The sequence below is a fragment of the Emticicia aquatilis genome, assembly GCF_014644295.1.
In the GTDB taxonomy this organism is placed as follows: domain Bacteria; phylum Bacteroidota; class Bacteroidia; order Cytophagales; family Spirosomataceae; genus Emticicia; species Emticicia aquatilis.
This window is the reverse complement of record NZ_BMKK01000005.1, coordinates 100012-115720: the sequence shown is the minus strand read 5'-3', so window position 1 is coordinate 115720 and position 15709 is coordinate 100012. Positions and strand designations below refer to the sequence as shown.

Sequence of the window (15709 nt, the reverse complement as noted above, 5' to 3'; positions counted from 1 at the left end):
TTATGGTCAAGAGTTTTGTATGATTAGATGACCACGAAGTGGTCGAACTTGAGTAGCCTCGAATGTAATTCGAGGAATAAATGTTTGAAACGTAGTAATCGACTCTGAAAGAGTCGAACTTGAATTTCATTTACTCGGAATCTCAATCACAAAACTTGTACTCGAAGCATCGTTTTCTACTTTACAATTAAGCTTTTCGCCTACTTGCTTGATAATCAGATATAATTTTAGCTGATTTTGTTGTTTTCTGATAATTTCTTCCACTTGCTTGAAAGCAAACAAAGGTTTTACTTGAATCGCCTCGGTCTTGATATTGGCTTCAATTTCTTGAAAAAAAGTAAATTTTTCGCCAATTCTTTTCTTTTCCAGTTCGAGGTAAAGCAAAATTGTTTCTATTTCTTGAGCGAGCGAAATACTTTTTTGTTTTGAGCTGTTTGAAAGGGTTTTCAGCAGATTTGTAAACTCAGTTAGATACTGAGCAGCTTCCATAGGGCTATGCAGCAAAATATATTGCTTGATAGAATTCAGATTTCCATATAAAAACTGTTGATTTCCCATAATACCCTCCAACTCATTTATTTTCTCCAGCAGCCCCGTTTCGCTTTTTTTCTTGTAATATTTCAAAAGACTCAGCACTAAACCAACCATAGCCAAGAGCAAAATAAGCCCATACCAAAGCAAATCGGATGTGACTACTAAGGTTATGAGAAAAGTCGGATTAATCATTATGAGCAGTTAAGGCTATATCGTTTGTAGTCAAAGATATTAGGTATGCCTCTATATGCGAAACTACATTTAGTATTTGGTTGGTTTTATCTGAAATTCGGTCGATTTGGGGAGAAATTTGGGAAACCATAAAAATAAAAAAAGATGCAGATTGTAGTTCTGCATCTTTCACTATCAGTTAATAGGTATTTTTATTTCATTTTTGCCAAAACTTCTTTCAATTCAGCTTCTTCCATTTCACCAACACTACGCCAAACCTGACGGCCGTTTTTGATGATAACATAGGTCGGAATTTCTTCAACCTTGAAAACCGAAGCAATATTATCGCTCTTTTCGGCATCAATTTTCAGTAATTTTACATTCTTATTTTGGTCGGCAATTCTATTCAAGATTGGATTCATCTTCTTACAAGGCCCGCACCACTCGGCATAAAAATCTATCAAGACAAGGCTATTTGATTTTACCACTCGGTCGAGGTTTTCGAGGGTAAAAGCCGCAATTGGCTGTGTAGTAGTATTATCTGAGGCATAAGGCTTACTCGAAGACGTCCATTTTGCAAAACCTCCTGCCATGTCATATACTTCTTTGTAGCCCAAATCACGCAAAAATGCAGCCGCATCAGTGCTGCGTCTGCCCGAAAAACAGTACACAAATACGGGGCGAGTTTTATCCAATTTAGCCTTTACAATATCTTCAAAATTATCATCATTGAAATTCAGATTAATGGCACGTTTGAGGTGGCCACGCATATATTCTTCGGGTGTGCGTACATCTACCAACTGGGCAATGCCAGTATTTTCTCGGAGTTTTGCCTCGAAATCATTAATAGATAGTAGATATTTATCTTTATTTTGGGCAAAAACATTGCTTACAAAAAGTAGAAAACCGATAATAAGAAAGCGTTTCATCTGATAGAGAAATTGATTAAATTAATAACAAAGAAATAGCAAATTTCAAGCCAATTAAAACCATAATTGAGTGTATTCTCTTAAACGTTCGATGTGTCTTGATTCTTTCATTGAGCATTAGATTAGTGTTAGAATTATTGCTTTTTCAAGATTTGAGGCACTAAATTGTACTTTTTGTAGTTGTAATAATAAAGCAACAGATATTTCTACTGATTTTCGGATGGTATTTTTTATCACCCGATGCTATTCTTTTTTTATTCCTAACGCAGCTTTGGGCTGATATTTTCCATAAACTTAATATAAAAATTATGAATTCATTTCTGACTAAACTAATCATTGAGAGGGTTCTCAAACACAAAAACAGACACAAGGTTCTCGGCGAAACAAAATATACAAGATTCGAATTAGCCAAAGGTTTCAGAGAGCTTAAAATCGAAACAATTCGATACCTAAAAGACTTCGTTCTTATCTCACTCGGAATCGCTTCGGCAGCATTTGGGTTGGAAAGTTTCTTGATGCCTAATAGTTTTATTGATGGTGGAGCTACGGGTATCTCACTACTCATCAGCGAGTTAAGTGGCGTTCCTCTTTGGATGCTCATTCTCGTTATCAATATTCCTTTCATTATATTAGCCTACAACATAATTGGAAAAATCTTTGCTCTAAAGACCGCTTTAGCTATCGGACTTTTATCCATTTGTATTGCCACGATTCACTTTCAAGAAGTGACCCACGATAAACTATTAGTAGCCGTTTTTGGTGGATTTTTCTTGGGTGCGGGTATCGGGCTTTCGGTAAGAGGCGGTGCCGTTATTGACGGAACAGAGGTTTTAGCGATTTTCTTGAGCCGAAAACTCGGAACAACTCTCGGTGATATTATCATCGGTATCAACATTATCATTTTCTCGGCAGCAGCTTATTTTCTTTCAGTCGAAGCCGCACTTTATTCGATGATAACCTATTTGGTCGCTTCAAAAACCCTCGATTTTTTCATTGAAGGTATCGAAGAATATACGGGAGTAACGATTATTTCACCACACAGCGAAGACATTCGCCAAATGATTGTCGAAACAATGGGGCGTGGCGTAACGGTCTATTCGGGCAAAAGAGGCTTTGGTCGTGGTGGAGAATCGAAAGAACGAGACATTGTTTATACGGTTATTACTCGTTTGGAGTTGAACAAGCTAAAAACTGAAATCGAGAAAATCGACCCTAATTCGTTTGTAGTAATGAGCAGCGTAAAAGATACCAAAGGTGGTATGATAAAAAAACGCCCACTTGAACACTAATTGTGGCTTCGCCATAGAAATCAAAGAAATAGTTTTTAAGTGATTCAATACATCGTAATTTTGTAATCAGATAAGTCAAGAGATAAATATTATCGACAATTCTATGTAGCTAAATAGTTGTCTGTAAGTTTATTATCTCATCGTGGACTTGTCGACTATTGACTGTGGACTAATCTCATTATTCATTTTACATTAATAAAGGATGTCAATCGACTTAAAAATAAAGCAACTCGCCAAAGACTATGCGGCTGAGGTAGTGGCCAATCGCCGTTATTTGCACACAAATCCTGAGTTGTCGTTTCAGGAATACAATACGGCCAAATTTGTGGCACAAAAACTTAAAGATATTGGCCTTACTCCACAAGAAGGAGTAGCTAATACTGGAGTAGTTGCACTCATCGAAGGACGGAACCCATCGAGCAAAGTTATTGGTTTGCGTGCCGATATGGATGCCTTACCGATTTTCGAGAAAAATGATGTACCTTATAAATCACAAAACGAAGGTGTCATGCACGCCTGCGGACACGACGCTCATACATCATCATTGCTCGGTACGGCAAAAATCTTGCACCAATTGAGAGATGAGTTTGAAGGAACAGTAAAACTCGTATTTCAACCAGCCGAAGAAAAAGCACCGGGTGGAGCATCAATCATGATTAAAGAAGGTGTACTCGAAAACCCCGCACCCGCAAGTATGCTTGGGCAACACGTAGCACCTAATATTCCTGTCGGAAAAATCGGTTTCCGTGAAGGAATGTACATGGCCAGCACCGACGAAATTTACATGACCATCAAAGGCAAGGGCGGACATGGTGCCATGCCCGACCAACTCATCGACCCAGTTTTGATTGCCTCGCACGTGATAGTTTCGCTCCAACAAATCATTTCTCGTAATCGCAAACCAGCCAACCCTTCGGTGCTATCGTTTGGCCGTTTCATTGCCGATGGCGTGACGAATGTCATTCCGAACGAAGTAACGATTCAAGGAACGTTCCGTTGTATGGATGAAGAATGGAGAGAAGATGGTTTGCGTAGAATGAAGAAAATGGCCGAAGGTATCACCGAAGCTATGGGTGGCGTTTGTGATTTTGAAATCGTGAAGGGTTATCCTTTCTTGAAAAACCATCCTGAACTTACTCGTAGAATAAAAGCCGAAGCAACAACTTTTATGGGTGCTGAAAATATCATCGACCTCGACCTCTGGATGGCTGGTGAAGATTTTGCTTTCTACTCGCAAGTAGTTGATTCATGTTTTTATAGACTCGGAACTCGCAACGAAGCTCGTGGAATCATCTCGGGTGTTCATACACCAACTTTTGATATTGATGAAGCTGCTCTCGAAATCGGCCCAGGGCTAATGTCATGGCTTGCAATTAGAGAATTGGCTTTGTAAGCACCGATTTTACCAAAAGTAAGGTATTTCATCCACTTACGCCTAATAACCTACCACTTACTGGATTATAGTTATTAAAAGGTATTATGGCACTTTTTTTGTACTTCACCCATTAGATAAGATTTATCTCGAAAGGTTGCTTTTCGTTATTTATTGAGTGAATTTTGATAAAAAAAGCTGTTGTATGCGTATTTTAATGATTATTTTACAAATTTGTGGCGGACTAACTTTTATACCTTGGTTTATGATTGCTGGCTTATCATTCATGGTTTTTGATAGGCCCAGTGCCATCCGAAAGTTTTTGCCTTGGGTGTTTGTTTTTTTGATATTTTCGTATCCATTTGTAGTTGGGGGAAGTTATTGGTGGGCGTGGTCGAGTGTAATAAACGGAGATTACAAAATAGGGTGTTTGTGGAGTTGTGTACCGATTATAGTTTTTATTTTAGGTTACATAATCATCACCCAAAGAACCGATTTATTGAATAGATACAAAAAAAGTTAAAATAATATTTCTTCAACCAAAAAGCCTGATAATGATTTCATTGTCAGGCTTTTTGGTTATTTATTGGGGAAAGTGAGAAAGATGAACTACAAGGTGATAGAATGTAAAAAGTTTACTAAAAGCATTCAACAAATCAGCACCGCATAAAACAAAAAAAGCCAGTCCTTAAACTGGCCTTTTGCACTTATTATAAAAAGGTTACTCATTCTTAGCCGATGCTTTGGTGTCGTCTTTCTGGACCTCAACCGTCGAAATATTCATTGACGCACAACCATTTTTAAGCACTTTCAAAACATAAACATATTTACCCGCTGTTAACCCACTTAATGTTGCTACTTTTTCGTTGATTGTATTAATAAATGGACCTTTCCAAGAATACAATGCGTCATTTCCAGCATCATGGGCTTCTAATTTGGCAGTTTGCCCTACCTTGATAGTAGCATTATTGGCTATTGCCACAGGGATATTCTTAATCTCAACCTTTGCGGTATCAATAGATTTACAACCATTTTTGGCAACACTCAAATAGTAAGTATAATGCCCGACTGATAAATTCTCCACCGTGATTTCGGGTGTGTACGCCGAAAAATCAGTAGGAGGGAGGGTCCAACGGTAGCTGACCCCAACTCCAGCATCAGCCGATGTTAGTTTTACTGGTTCACCCAAACAAAACTGTCCCCCTATGGCTATTGCTTTAGGTCTTTCTTTAACCATCAATTTTACTTTCCCGATTGTTGTCGAGCCATTTTTCTTGATGGTGAAATTATAGAAACCAGCCTGAAAAGGTGTTATTTTTTCAAGTCTAATTTGCTGTGAAAGCGACGAGAACCCCGCAGGCCCTTTCCAAGAATAGATGGCATCTTGCCCAAAATCAGGGGTCGATAGCACAATGCTGTTATTTTCACAGACATATACCGTCGAAGTTTTTGAATCTTCGGTATTTACAAATTTACGATAGTAAGGTACTGCTCTTCCTTCTTCAAACGAAAAAAACGACATTTCGGAGGTGTCTTTCTCCATGATTATTGGCGAATTTGATGCCAACAATGTTGTCGGTTTTTCTATTTCTCTAAATATAGAATCAGTTTTTCTTTGGGCATATAAAGTTGTTTCATGCAATGCAATCGTAAAGGTTATCATACATAAGCAAAACGTTTTTTTGATAGCCATGACAAAATTTAGTGGTTATGGGAAATTTGACAATCGCACGCCTGTATAGTGAGTGTTTACAGCCAAGAAGGCATTCCGAGGTAAATACCATCGGATAATAGAAATTACATAAACACACTAATACAATCGAATCATGCTTTTTTCTTTCCAAAAACCATGCTAAAAATGTATTTTGAAGAAGTAAATTGGTGGATTAATTGAAAAAAAAGATAACATGCTTGATTATCAGTAAGTTATAAAACAAAAAAACTTCACTAATGTTGTTTTAGTGAAGTTTTTAATATATTTCTTTTTGTCCAAAAAATGGAAAAATAAGGTTTTCGGCTGATTCGACTTATTTTCTTCGTTTTACTAAAAATGCCGAAAGTATTGGGTCGAATCCTTGATTGATGTCGGCCTCGATGAAATCAATTTTATATTGTCCGCATTTGAGTTTAAGGTCATGATAAAACTCTTTAATTGCAGCTTGGTATTGTTCTTTTACTTGCGATGGTTGGGCTTTTACTTTTTCGCCAGTTTCTAAATCAACGAACTCGTATGGGCGTTCTTCAAAATTAAAATCTTCTTCGGTGTTGCGGTCGGTCACGTGAAATAGCAAAACTTCGTGCATATTATGGCGTAAGTGCTGCATGGCCGAAAACAACCTTTCTGAATTATTTATATCATCGAACATATCACTGAAAATCACAACCAATGAGCGTTTATGAATCTTCTCAGCAATCTCGTGTAGGGTTTCAACGACCGAAGTTCTTTTTTGAGGTTTAGGCTTTTGCAAAAGCGACTCCAAATCCATAAAAATCTTATGAATATGCGACGGCGTAGATTTTATAGGAGTCTGAATCTCAATTTCATCGGAAAATGTAAGCAAACTTACGGCATCACGTTGTTTTTGAAGCATATATGCCAATGCCCCTGCGGCCATCGTGCTAAACGTGATTTTGCCATTAGTTTTTTCGGGATAATACATCGAAGATGACGTATCAATCAAAATATGACAACGGAGATTTGTTTCTTCTTCGTAACGTTTCACGTATAAACGGTCAGTTTTCCCAAAAACTTTCCAGTCGATGTAACGAGTACTTTCGCCCGTATTATAAAGTCGATGCTCAGCAAATTCTACCGAAAATCCATGAAAAGGTGATTTATGAAGGCCCGTAATAAACCCTTCTACCAATTGCTTAGCCAAAAACTCGACATTGCCGTATTCACGTATTTTCGCTAAATCTAACATAATTACAAATGTGGTTTTACAAGAAGGGTTTTTCTATAAGTAACATAATAATCATAATCGATAATTTTGTAAATAGCTAAATGGCTGTTTATAAGCTTATTGCCTTACCGTGGACTTGTCGCCTATTGACCATTGACTACTTATCAACCTACTTCTTTTTCTTTTTTACACTCGGTTTTGAGCTTGTTTTCTTCTTTGTTTTCGTTTTTTGCGTTGGCTTCTTTTTGGGTGCTTTTGTTGGGCTTTTTTTAGCAACAATCGGAGGTTTTATAACTGTAATTTCCTCTTCTTCGGGCGGCCCCACAAGTTCCATTGAGTTTTCAATGATACTTTCTGGGCGAGTAATCATCGTTACACCATTGTCACCCACTACCATTGCTTTTACTTTCGCCGTACCACTACCAAACATCTCGAGTCGAGCCGCTGCCTCATGCGAGACGTCTAAAATCCGACTTCTACTAAACGGCCCTCTATCATTAACCCTTACAACACACCATTTATTGTTGGCCAAGTTTGTTACTTCAAGCATCGTACCAAAAGGTAGCGTTGGATGAGCACAAGTTAGGTCTCCTTTCTTTAAAATTTCTCCATTAGCGGTTTTTCTACCATAAAATTTAGTACCGTAGTATGAAGCCATACCAAACGATTCTGAGCCTAAAACTGGGGTTTGACTGTATAAAAATAGGGGTTTTACTAAGCAAAAGAGGAAAAAAAAGATAAATTTCTTCAATATCATTATTCGCTGAAATTGGTTACGAACTGCATAGTTACGAATTTTTTTGCAATGACCGAAACAAAAATATATTTCGTGCTTCTATAAAAAACATTCTTCTGTGTTGGTTTTGTTTCATTTGAAATGAAAATAATATTATTTTTAACTAAAAAACGTTATAAAAATTTTTCATAAAAATAATTAAATCATATATTTGAGATTCATTCTAAACTCTAAAACCTAAAAGGATTGTGGAAAGAGAAGACAGAGACAAAATTTACTCCAAGCGTGTAAGAGCGGGTAAACGTACTTACTTTTTCGATGTAAGAAGCACTCGTTCGAGCGATTACTACCTAACTATTACTGAAAGCCGTCGTTTTCAAAAAGATGGTGGATTTGTGTTCGAGAAGAGCAAAATGTTTGTTTACAAAGAGGATTTTAACAAATTCCTTGAGGCTCTTCAAGAAACCGTTGACCACATCAAGAGCGAATTAATGCCCGATTACGATTTCGACCAATTTAAGCACGATGAGCTTGGTAGCGGTAATACCGAGGCCGTTGATGCCGACAACGACGATTACGCAAGTAGTGGCTCAGACCTAAAGTGGGAATAGTATCTCTACACCAGTTTTTCCAGTGATTGAGTAACACTCAGCTCATTCACCCAAATATCTTTTTGAATACCTTTCGATTTGGGGTGTTTGAGAAGATATTTTTTTTGTATGAATCCGAGCAATTGTGGCACATTTTCTAAATGTGCCACAATTATTTTGATACTATTCTGTTTGACGCTTGCCGTATTTTACGAAATTTTCAATTTTCAATTATTCATTATCAATTACTTGTCGTAATTTTGCACCCTCATTCTAATAAATAAACTAAACAAAGGATTTATCTGATTCTTAAAATTGCAAATTAGATAATCCGAAATACAAATATGGCTTTACAAGTCGGTATCGTAGGTTTGCCCAATGTTGGGAAATCGACACTTTTCAATGCAGTATCAAATAGTGCTAAGGCTCAGGCAAGCAACTATCGTTTTTGTACAATCGACCCAAATGTGGGCTTGGTTGATGTGCCAGATGAGCGTTTGAATAAATTATCAGAACTGGTGAAACCTAACCGAATTGTGCCAACACAAATCGAAATCGTTGATATTGCGGGCTTAGTACGTGGAGCAAGTAAGGGCGAAGGTTTGGGAAATAAATTTTTGGGGAATATCCGTGAAGTAGATGCCATTATTCACGTAGTAAGATGTTTTGAAGATGAAAATATCTTGCGTGAAGAAGGCGACATAAACCCAGTAAGCGATAAAGAAATCATTGATACTGAGCTTCAGTTGAAGGATTTGGATAGTGTAGAAAAGAAGCTACAAAAAATTGAGAAACAAGCCCGTGTGGGTGGCGATGCCAAAGCAAAAGCCGAGTTTGATGTTTTGAAGCGTTGCCAAGAGTGGTTGTTGCAAGGAAAAAGCATCAGGTCGTTGGGTCTTACGAAAGAAGAAATGCCAGCTATTGCTGATTTATTCTTGTTGTCAATCAAGCCAGTGCTTTATGTTGCTAATGTTGATGAAGCTTCGATGCACTCAGGTAATAAGTATTCGGAAGCATTGCAGAAAGTAGCTGACGCCGAAAAAGCTCAGATGATTGTTCTCAATAACTCAGTTGAGGCTCAAATCACCGAACTCGAAGACCCAGAAGATAAACTAATGTTTTTAGAAGAGTATGGTTTGGCTGAGCCGGGTCTTAATCGTTTGATTCGTTCGGCTTATACTTTACTCGACTTACGCACGTATTTCACGGCTGGTGTGCAGGAAGTAAGAGCTTGGACAATCCAGCAAGGTTGGAAAGCCCCACAAGCAGCCAGTGTAATTCATACTGACTTCGAGAAAGGCTTCATTAAAGCCGAAGTTATTGCCTACGCAGATTTTATTAAGTATGGCTCAGAAGCCGCTTGTCGTGAAGCAGGTCGTTTACGTATCGAAGGAAAAGAATACGTTGTGGCTGATGGCGATGTAATGCACTTTAGATTTAATGTATAGCAAGTAATTTTAAGTCCCTTTCCCATTGGGTCGGCCCGCCTATGCGGAAAGGGATTTAAGGATAGGGGCATTATCTCTTATCTGCAATCTTCAACATGGCAGGAGTAGGAATCAAATAGTTTGATGTTCCCCAAAAGGATTCCTCAAATTTTCCACCTCTCGCAAAATTCTCGGTTGTTAGTAATTCTTCTCCCAACTGAATCGCAGACCGATTACCCATTCTTAGACTCTCATTGGCCATAAATTGCACGGTCATTGTGGCTTCGGTCGCAAACTTCTTTTCAAGTTTATCCTCAAATTTTGCATCGAAAATCAATTTTGTATCTTGCAATCGCCAAAGGCCGTTCATGGGTAAATATTGATTATAGCCTTTTACACTCCTACCTTCAATCTTTGTATTGTCAGTAATATTTCCTTTAATCACACTTTTTATGCCTTCTGGTGTCATTTCGTACTCAATCCTGACGATACTCTGCGAATTTTGCGTGAGATAAATTTTCCCATTTCTGCCTGCCTTGACTTTCTTACCAACGGGCTTAAAACTAATCGAATAAACCAAGCTATCGCCAAAATATGTCATCAAAGAATCAATCTTAAAATCGTAGTCGTTGATGCTACCTCTATCTAAGTAGTCAGGAACGCTCGTTTCGAGCGAACGAGTTACGATTGCCGCTCCATTGCCAAAACCCCAACCGTTGAGTTTGGCGGTTTGACCAGTCCACTCATACTTCCGAGATTTGAGTAGTTTCATTTTTTCTGGCTCAATATCAACGTTTTTTTGTGTGTGCGTGCGTTCGATTCTTATAATACCTTCTTTTACTTTCACAAAACCTAACTTATCCATCTCGACAGTTTCTAAATAATAACCTAACTGATAATTGGCATAAACAGGAAATGTTTTCTTAACGTTGGCAAGGGCCTCTTTAATGATAGTTTTTGGGTCGCCACCTTGTACTGAAGCCAATTGCTCGGCAGGTTCGAGTTCGACTACGGACGAAGAATCAAAAGCAGAGGCTTTTTTTGAAAAGCTCTTATAGCCAATCACCGAAACTATGACAGTAGAATCTAAGTCGATTTTGGGGAAGAAAAATTTAAACTCACCGAGGGTATTTGTTTCGCTCGAAAAACCCTTACTCGGAATACTCAAATAAGCATGAGGGATTCCTTTTTGAGTATTTTTATCTACTACTTTTCCCGAAATTGAAGCGTATCCCTGACAAAAAACTATACTCGGAAACAATAATAAGATTAAAAAGGAGTTAAATTTCATATATTTTGCTACAAATCTTTAATTATTAACGTTTAAACATAAAAATATGCTCAAAAGTATTGCATCTTTTTTTATAGTTTACTTACATTTGACAAAATTATTGGTAGTTCCAAAATTTAAGTATCCGAGTATTTCACCAAAAATCAAAACCAATTAACGAAATGAAAAATTTGTTTTCACTATTATTTATGTGCTTTTTGAGTTTGGCTGTTTTAACTACAACAGCTCAAGACGACAAAAAAGGCTCTAAAGGCGGTTCGAAAGGAAAAGCAAAAACTGAAAAAGCTGAGAAAAAAGAAAAACCAGAAAAGAAAGAAAAGGCTGAAAAAACTGAAAAGAAAGAGAAGCCAGAGAAAAAAGAAAAAACTACCGATAAAAAAGAAAAAGCAGATAAAAAAGGCGACGCTAAAGAGAAAGCTACTGATAAAAAAGAAAAAGCGACCGACAAAAAGGAGAAAGCAACTGACAAGAAAGAAAAAACTACTGAGAAAGTAGATAAGAAAGAGAAAAAAGCAGCAGATAAGGATAATACTATTAAGCCAGCTCCGAAGCCAAATACTAAAGATGATGGCAAAGAAGCAGATGCTGCTACAAAGAAAAAAGTTGCTGGTGCTGACAAGCAAATCGGTAAAGACGAAAAAGGCCGTACAATCTTCCAAGGCCCACGTGGTGGACAATATTACATCAATTCAAATGGTAATAAAACTTATTTGAAAGCTGATAGTAAATTATGATAGTCCACAGATGATTGTCATAGACCATATAAAAAGCCCCAATTCTTCGTAGAATCGGGGCTTTTTGCATATAGAATATAAACTGTATTTTCTATGGACTGTTGACCACTGACCGTTGACTATTTCGGTCTAAACTCTTTCATTACTTCCTGATTACAAACCAAATACGGGCCTTCAATCAAATCAATGCAGTAGGGGATAGCAGGAAAAACAGCATCGAGGCATTGGCGAATAGCCTTTGGTTTTCCCGGAAGATTCACAATCAATGAATGATTACGAATACCCGCCGTTTGGCGTGAAAGAATAGCCGTTGGAACGTATTTTAAACTTTCCTGACGCATTAATTCTCCAAAACCTGGCATCATTTTCTGACAGACCGCTTCGGTAGCTTCGGGCGTAACATCACGCAAGGCTGGGCCAGTTCCGCCAGTCGTTACGATTAAGCAACAACCATGTACATCGGCCATTTCGATAAGCGTTTGTGAGATTAAATCCTGTTCGTCGGGAATAACTCGATAAACAGTCTCAAACTCCGAAATCAAATATTCTTTCAATGTTTCTACAACCGCCTTTCCTGGAATATCTTCATAAATACCCGCACTCGCACGGTCGGAGACATTGATAACACCTATTTTTATCATATTTTTACGAAAAGACCTGCAAGGTCTTGATATTCCTCACAGGTCTTATATGCTTAGTATTAATGAATTAAACTCCTTCTGCTACGACTTCTTTCACTTCTGGAACCATCGTTTTTAACAAACGTTCGATGCCATCTTTGAGTGTAACCGTTGATGACGGACAACCACTGCATGAGCCTTGAAGATAAACCTTTACTTGTCCAGAAATCTCATCGAACGAAGCAAAGTTGATTGCTCCACCATCAGATTCTACTGCAGGACGTACGTATTGGTCAAGTGTTGATTTGATTTTGGCAATAACCGCCGAATCGTTAGCGTCAATGATTAATGTATTTTTATCAATGGTTTTTTGAGCAAAAACTGGGTTATTTTGCTCAAAGAATATCTTGATAAATTTCTTGATGTCATATACCACATCTTCCCATTCGGTTTCATCATCTTTCGTGATAGTGATGAAGTTTGAAGCAATAAAAATACGTCTTACGAAAGGAAACTGGAATAAATCGCCAGCCAAAGGTGATGCTTTTGATTCGTCGATGGTCGAAGCCAAGGTTGGGTAATCGAATGTAAGACCTTCGGGAGCAAGCTCAAAGTTCAACACAAATTTCATCGAATTTGGATTTGGACTAAGCTCAGTATAAATCATTGTTTGGCGTTGCAACATGAGTTTTGAATTAAAAATGTAGAATTAAGAATTAAGAATGACTCTTGGCATGCTATATATTCTTAATTTTTAACAAATATAATACTAAATTAGTTTGAACAAGGCATAAAAAAACCTGCCATTAATGACAGGTTTCTTTATTAGAATCTCTTATGAATTAGAATATAGAAATAGTATTGGCACAAAACCATTCTCCATTCTCCATTCTTAATTCTTAATTGTAATTACGCTTGTGCTTCAACACTTACGAATGATTTTCCGTCACGTCCTTTTTTGAAAGAAACGATACCGTCAGCTAATGCAAACAAAGTATGGTCACGACCGATACCTACGTTTACACCTGCATTGTGTTTCGTACCACGTTGACGTACGATGATGTTACCAGCGATAGCCGCTTGGCCACCAAATAATTTAACACCTAAGCGTTTGCTTTCTGATTCACGTCCGTTTTTTGACGAACCAACACCTTTTTTGTGTGCCATGATTTCTTGAAATATTTACCTACTTATTTCTGAGAAACTTGCAGGTGAGATTAATAAATATTTTAAATGACTTTGTTTAGAATTCGATGAAGATTATCCAGCGATTTCGTCGATTTGAATTTTAGTCAAATACTGACGGTGACCGTTTTTCTTAACGTATCCTTTACGACGCTTTTTCTTGAAAACGATTACTTTCTCGCCTTTCAAGTGTTCTAAAATGGTTGCTTTTACTGAAGCACCACTAACGGTCGGAGCACCTACTGATACTGTTCCGCCGTTGTCAACAAGGAGAACCTTGTCGAATACAAGTGCAGCGTTCACATCACCTTCTAATCTGTGTGTATAGAGTGTGCGACCCTTTTCTACTTTAAATTGCTGCCCTGCGATTTCTACGATTGCGTACATGATTTTGAATTATAATTAACAATTATCAAATTTGAAATTTCCAAACGATGTTGCTTTAGATAGTTAACTAAATCTTATAATCGGCAAAAATACTGATAAACAGCATTTTATTTCTCTGTGGACTACCGACTATTGGCCGTTGACTATTTATAGACACTATTTGGGGCTGCAAAGTTAATGATATAATTTTATTTTTCAAACTATTGTTTTATTTGATTTTATTTATCAAATTGTGTAATAATTATTATTCGCAATCCCTTTAAACTCCTGAATTCTATGAAAATCCGTCAAATTCTACAAGGAAAGAAAATTAATGCCCTTTTTTCGGTTACTTCTGATACGACCGTATATGATGCTTTGGTAGAAATGGCTAATAAAAATATTGGAGCTGTATTGGTTATTGACGAAGGAAAACTATCGGGGATTTTTTCGGAGCGAGATTATGCCCGCAAGATTGTATTGAAAGGCCTTCATTCGGACGATACATTGGTAAAAGACGTAATGACGGCCAATGTGATTACGATTGAGATGGAAGATAAATTAGAAGTAGCTATGCAAATAATGTCGGATAAACATATTCGTCACTTACCTGTAATGGAGGGTGGTGTATTGGCAGGTATTATTTCAATCAACGATGTGGTTTCGTCTATAATTAAAGAGCAAAAATCGCAGATTGAGTCGCTACAAGGATACATTTCGGGCAATTATGCCTAATTTTTGTGATTGGTTATTGGGCAATTGGTTACTGGTTGCTTGAAAACAATTGACCAGTAACCAATTTGCTAATAACTAATTCGCTAAACCGTAACGTGAGCCCAAAGTTTACCAGTTTTTATGCGGTAAATTCCCATCTCTGATAAACCAAATTGTTTTGCCAAGAGCGATTGTTTTGTTTTACCTTCTAAAATTTTTCGTTTGATAAGTCTTACTCTATCAATAGTCAATTTCGGCCCTTTTTGTGGAGGCTTGTAATGCTCACTTGATTTGAAGTGCTTCCAAGCTTCGTTCTTGGTAGCCCAACGCAAATTGCTTACTTCATTATTAAATTTGTCGTGGTCAATGTGAATGACCTGCACTTGGTCTTCGGTAGGTTTATCTAAAAATAACTCAGCGATGATATTATGCACGGGGTAAGAAATGTTTTTCACTTCGCTAATTGGCTCGCCCCTTCTACTAAGCCTATCGCCTTTGTAGTACATTTTTAGGGCAATTCTTAGCCCACTAATTGGGTTACTTTTAGTTAGTTTTAGAATATAGCCATCTTTGTGTAAATCTTCATAAAAAGAGGCTACCCTTCCTAAGTTTGAAGCCATGTAGCGACGTTTGGCCCCTTCTGGTTTAAATTCTCTCCAGATTTCATTTGGGTAAGAATGAAATCTAATCGTAGCACGCAAAGGTGGCATGGGATGCTTTTTCTCTTCCATTTTACATTCAATTTTAGTATTCATAATTTCATGAATAGAAAATCCTTCATACCCGTACATTGCTGAAAATCAACAAAGTACGGTTTTTAGTCACTGCACTATTTATGTAACTTCAGT

Annotated in this window: 18 protein-coding genes; 7 read left to right on the top strand and 11 right to left on the bottom strand. The window is 37.5% G+C overall.

Going from position 1 to position 15709, the window contains the following annotated elements; all coding sequences use genetic code 11:
• Positions 1 to 126: 126 nt before the first annotated feature.
• A complete protein-coding gene (locus IEX65_RS13185) occupies positions 127 to 726 on the bottom strand; it encodes a histidine kinase (protein WP_188766549.1) in 600 nt (199 codons plus the stop codon).
• Between the two features lie 191 nt (positions 727 to 917).
• The gene (trxA, locus tag IEX65_RS13180; RefSeq protein WP_188766548.1) at positions 918 to 1634 is read right to left on the bottom strand and encodes a thioredoxin; all 717 of its coding nucleotides are present in this window, start codon (positions 1632 to 1634) and stop codon (positions 918 to 920) included.
• A gap of 308 nt (positions 1635 to 1942) precedes the next feature.
• On the opposite strand from trxA, the gene IEX65_RS13175 reads away from it, so the two are divergent.
• The 3 genes from IEX65_RS13175 to IEX65_RS13165 all read left to right on the top strand — a co-directional run bounded on the left by IEX65_RS13175 (position 1943) and on the right by IEX65_RS13165 (position 4818).
• Entirely contained in the window at positions 1943 to 2923 is a 981-nt protein-coding gene (locus IEX65_RS13175; RefSeq protein ID WP_188766547.1) for a YitT family protein, read from the top strand.
• Positions 2924 to 3125: 202 nt separating this feature from the next.
• A complete protein-coding gene (locus tag IEX65_RS13170) occupies positions 3126 to 4316 on the top strand; it encodes a M20 metallopeptidase family protein (protein ID WP_188766546.1) in 1191 nt (396 codons plus the stop codon).
• Between the two features lie 184 nt (positions 4317 to 4500).
• Positions 4501 to 4818, top strand: a complete 318-nt coding sequence (locus tag IEX65_RS13165) for a hypothetical protein (protein ID WP_188766545.1) — start codon at positions 4501 to 4503, stop codon at positions 4816 to 4818.
• Between the two features lie 198 nt (positions 4819 to 5016).
• Here IEX65_RS13165 and IEX65_RS13160 read toward each other — a convergent pair whose 3' ends face one another.
• The 3 genes from IEX65_RS13160 to IEX65_RS13150 all read right to left on the bottom strand — a co-directional run bounded on the left by IEX65_RS13160 (position 5017) and on the right by IEX65_RS13150 (position 7856).
• Positions 5017 to 5958 carry a hypothetical protein gene (locus tag IEX65_RS13160; RefSeq protein ID WP_188766544.1) on the bottom strand — a complete coding sequence of 314 codons (942 nt, stop codon included), beginning with the start codon at positions 5956 to 5958 and terminating at the stop codon, positions 5017 to 5019.
• A gap of 364 nt (positions 5959 to 6322) precedes the next feature.
• A complete protein-coding gene (locus tag IEX65_RS13155; protein WP_188766543.1) occupies positions 6323 to 7219 on the bottom strand; it encodes a DUF58 domain-containing protein in 897 nt (298 codons plus the stop codon).
• A 148-nt stretch (positions 7220 to 7367) separates the two neighbouring features.
• Positions 7368 to 7856, bottom strand: a complete 489-nt coding sequence (locus tag IEX65_RS13150) for a septal ring lytic transglycosylase RlpA family protein (protein ID WP_229250666.1) — start codon at positions 7854 to 7856, stop codon at positions 7368 to 7370.
• Positions 7857 to 8182: 326 nt separating this feature from the next.
• On the opposite strand from IEX65_RS13150, the gene IEX65_RS13145 reads away from it, so the two are divergent.
• Positions 8183 to 8545, top strand: coding sequence for a DUF3276 family protein (locus tag IEX65_RS13145; protein ID WP_188766541.1), 363 nt, complete (start codon positions 8183 to 8185; stop codon positions 8543 to 8545).
• Positions 8546 to 8868: 323 nt separating this feature from the next.
• Positions 8869 to 9972 carry a redox-regulated ATPase YchF gene (ychF, locus tag IEX65_RS13140; RefSeq protein WP_188766540.1) on the top strand — a complete coding sequence of 368 codons (1104 nt, stop codon included), beginning with the start codon at positions 8869 to 8871 and terminating at the stop codon, positions 9970 to 9972.
• A 70-nt stretch (positions 9973 to 10042) separates the two neighbouring features.
• On the opposite strand, the gene IEX65_RS13135 is transcribed toward ychF, so the two are convergent.
• Positions 10043 to 11242, bottom strand: coding sequence for a carboxypeptidase-like regulatory domain-containing protein (locus IEX65_RS13135; protein WP_188766539.1), 1200 nt, complete (start codon positions 11240 to 11242; stop codon positions 10043 to 10045).
• Positions 11243 to 11403: 161 nt separating this feature from the next.
• On the opposite strand from IEX65_RS13135, the gene IEX65_RS13130 reads away from it, so the two are divergent.
• The gene (locus IEX65_RS13130) at positions 11404 to 11976 is read left to right on the top strand and encodes a hypothetical protein (protein WP_188766538.1); all 573 of its coding nucleotides are present in this window, start codon (positions 11404 to 11406) and stop codon (positions 11974 to 11976) included.
• Positions 11977 to 12095: 119 nt separating this feature from the next.
• Here the strand turns inward: IEX65_RS13130 and mog are convergent, their stop codons facing one another.
• From mog to rplU, 4 genes are all read right to left on the bottom strand, one after another.
• The gene (gene mog, locus IEX65_RS13125; protein WP_188766537.1) at positions 12096 to 12617 is read right to left on the bottom strand and encodes a molybdopterin adenylyltransferase; all 522 of its coding nucleotides are present in this window, start codon (positions 12615 to 12617) and stop codon (positions 12096 to 12098) included.
• A gap of 67 nt (positions 12618 to 12684) precedes the next feature.
• A complete protein-coding gene (locus IEX65_RS13120) occupies positions 12685 to 13281 on the bottom strand; it encodes a NifU family protein (protein WP_188766536.1) in 597 nt (198 codons plus the stop codon).
• Positions 13282 to 13505: 224 nt separating this feature from the next.
• On the bottom strand, positions 13506 to 13763 hold the full coding sequence (gene rpmA, locus IEX65_RS13115) for a 50S ribosomal protein L27 (RefSeq protein ID WP_188766535.1): 258 nt from the start codon (positions 13761 to 13763) through the stop codon (positions 13506 to 13508).
• A 93-nt stretch (positions 13764 to 13856) separates the two neighbouring features.
• On the bottom strand, positions 13857 to 14168 hold the full coding sequence (gene rplU / locus IEX65_RS13110; RefSeq protein ID WP_188766534.1) for a 50S ribosomal protein L21: 312 nt from the start codon (positions 14166 to 14168) through the stop codon (positions 13857 to 13859).
• Positions 14169 to 14444: 276 nt separating this feature from the next.
• On the opposite strand from rplU, the gene IEX65_RS13105 reads away from it, so the two are divergent.
• Positions 14445 to 14882 carry a CBS domain-containing protein gene (locus tag IEX65_RS13105; RefSeq protein WP_188766533.1) on the top strand — a complete coding sequence of 146 codons (438 nt, stop codon included), beginning with the start codon at positions 14445 to 14447 and terminating at the stop codon, positions 14880 to 14882.
• A gap of 83 nt (positions 14883 to 14965) precedes the next feature.
• On the opposite strand, the gene IEX65_RS13100 is transcribed toward IEX65_RS13105, so the two are convergent.
• Entirely contained in the window at positions 14966 to 15616 is a 651-nt protein-coding gene (locus tag IEX65_RS13100; protein WP_188766532.1) for an HNH endonuclease, read from the bottom strand.
• Between the last annotated feature and the right edge of the window lie 93 nt (positions 15617 to 15709).

Bases quoted from the DNA above. Each gene is read 5' to 3' on its own strand.
- rplU (WP_188766534.1), bottom strand. From the start codon at position 14,168: ATGTACGCAATCGTAGAAATCGCAGGGCAGCAATTTAAAGTAGAAAAG.
- rpmA (WP_188766535.1), bottom strand. From the start codon at position 13,763: ATGGCACACAAAAAAGGTGTTGGTTCGTCAAAAAACGGACGTGAATCA.
- IEX65_RS13185 (WP_188766549.1), bottom strand. From the start codon at position 726: ATGATTAATCCGACTTTTCTCATAACCTTAGTAGTCACATCCGATTTG.
- mog (WP_188766537.1), bottom strand. From the start codon at position 12,617: ATGATAAAAATAGGTGTTATCAATGTCTCCGACCGTGCGAGTGCGGGT.
- IEX65_RS13105 (WP_188766533.1), top strand. From the start codon at position 14,445: ATGAAAATCCGTCAAATTCTACAAGGAAAGAAAATTAATGCCCTTTTT.
- IEX65_RS13150 (WP_229250666.1), bottom strand. From the start codon at position 7,856: ATGGCTTCATACTACGGTACTAAATTTTATGGTAGAAAAACCGCTAAT.
- IEX65_RS13155 (WP_188766543.1), bottom strand. From the start codon at position 7,219: ATGTTAGATTTAGCGAAAATACGTGAATACGGCAATGTCGAGTTTTTG.
- IEX65_RS13175 (WP_188766547.1), top strand. From the start codon at position 1,943: ATGAATTCATTTCTGACTAAACTAATCATTGAGAGGGTTCTCAAACAC.
- IEX65_RS13120 (WP_188766536.1), bottom strand. From the start codon at position 13,281: ATGTTGCAACGCCAAACAATGATTTATACTGAGCTTAGTCCAAATCCA.
- IEX65_RS13170 (WP_188766546.1), top strand. From the start codon at position 3,126: ATGTCAATCGACTTAAAAATAAAGCAACTCGCCAAAGACTATGCGGCT.
- IEX65_RS13165 (WP_188766545.1), top strand. From the start codon at position 4,501: ATGCGTATTTTAATGATTATTTTACAAATTTGTGGCGGACTAACTTTT.
- IEX65_RS13135 (WP_188766539.1), bottom strand. From the start codon at position 11,242: ATGAAATTTAACTCCTTTTTAATCTTATTATTGTTTCCGAGTATAGTT.
- ychF (WP_188766540.1), top strand. From the start codon at position 8,869: ATGGCTTTACAAGTCGGTATCGTAGGTTTGCCCAATGTTGGGAAATCG.
- trxA (WP_188766548.1), bottom strand. From the start codon at position 1,634: ATGAAACGCTTTCTTATTATCGGTTTTCTACTTTTTGTAAGCAATGTT.
- IEX65_RS13100 (WP_188766532.1), bottom strand. From the start codon at position 15,616: ATGAATACTAAAATTGAATGTAAAATGGAAGAGAAAAAGCATCCCATG.
- IEX65_RS13130 (WP_188766538.1), top strand. From the start codon at position 11,404: ATGAAAAATTTGTTTTCACTATTATTTATGTGCTTTTTGAGTTTGGCT.
- IEX65_RS13160 (WP_188766544.1), bottom strand. From the start codon at position 5,958: ATGATAACCTTTACGATTGCATTGCATGAAACAACTTTATATGCCCAA.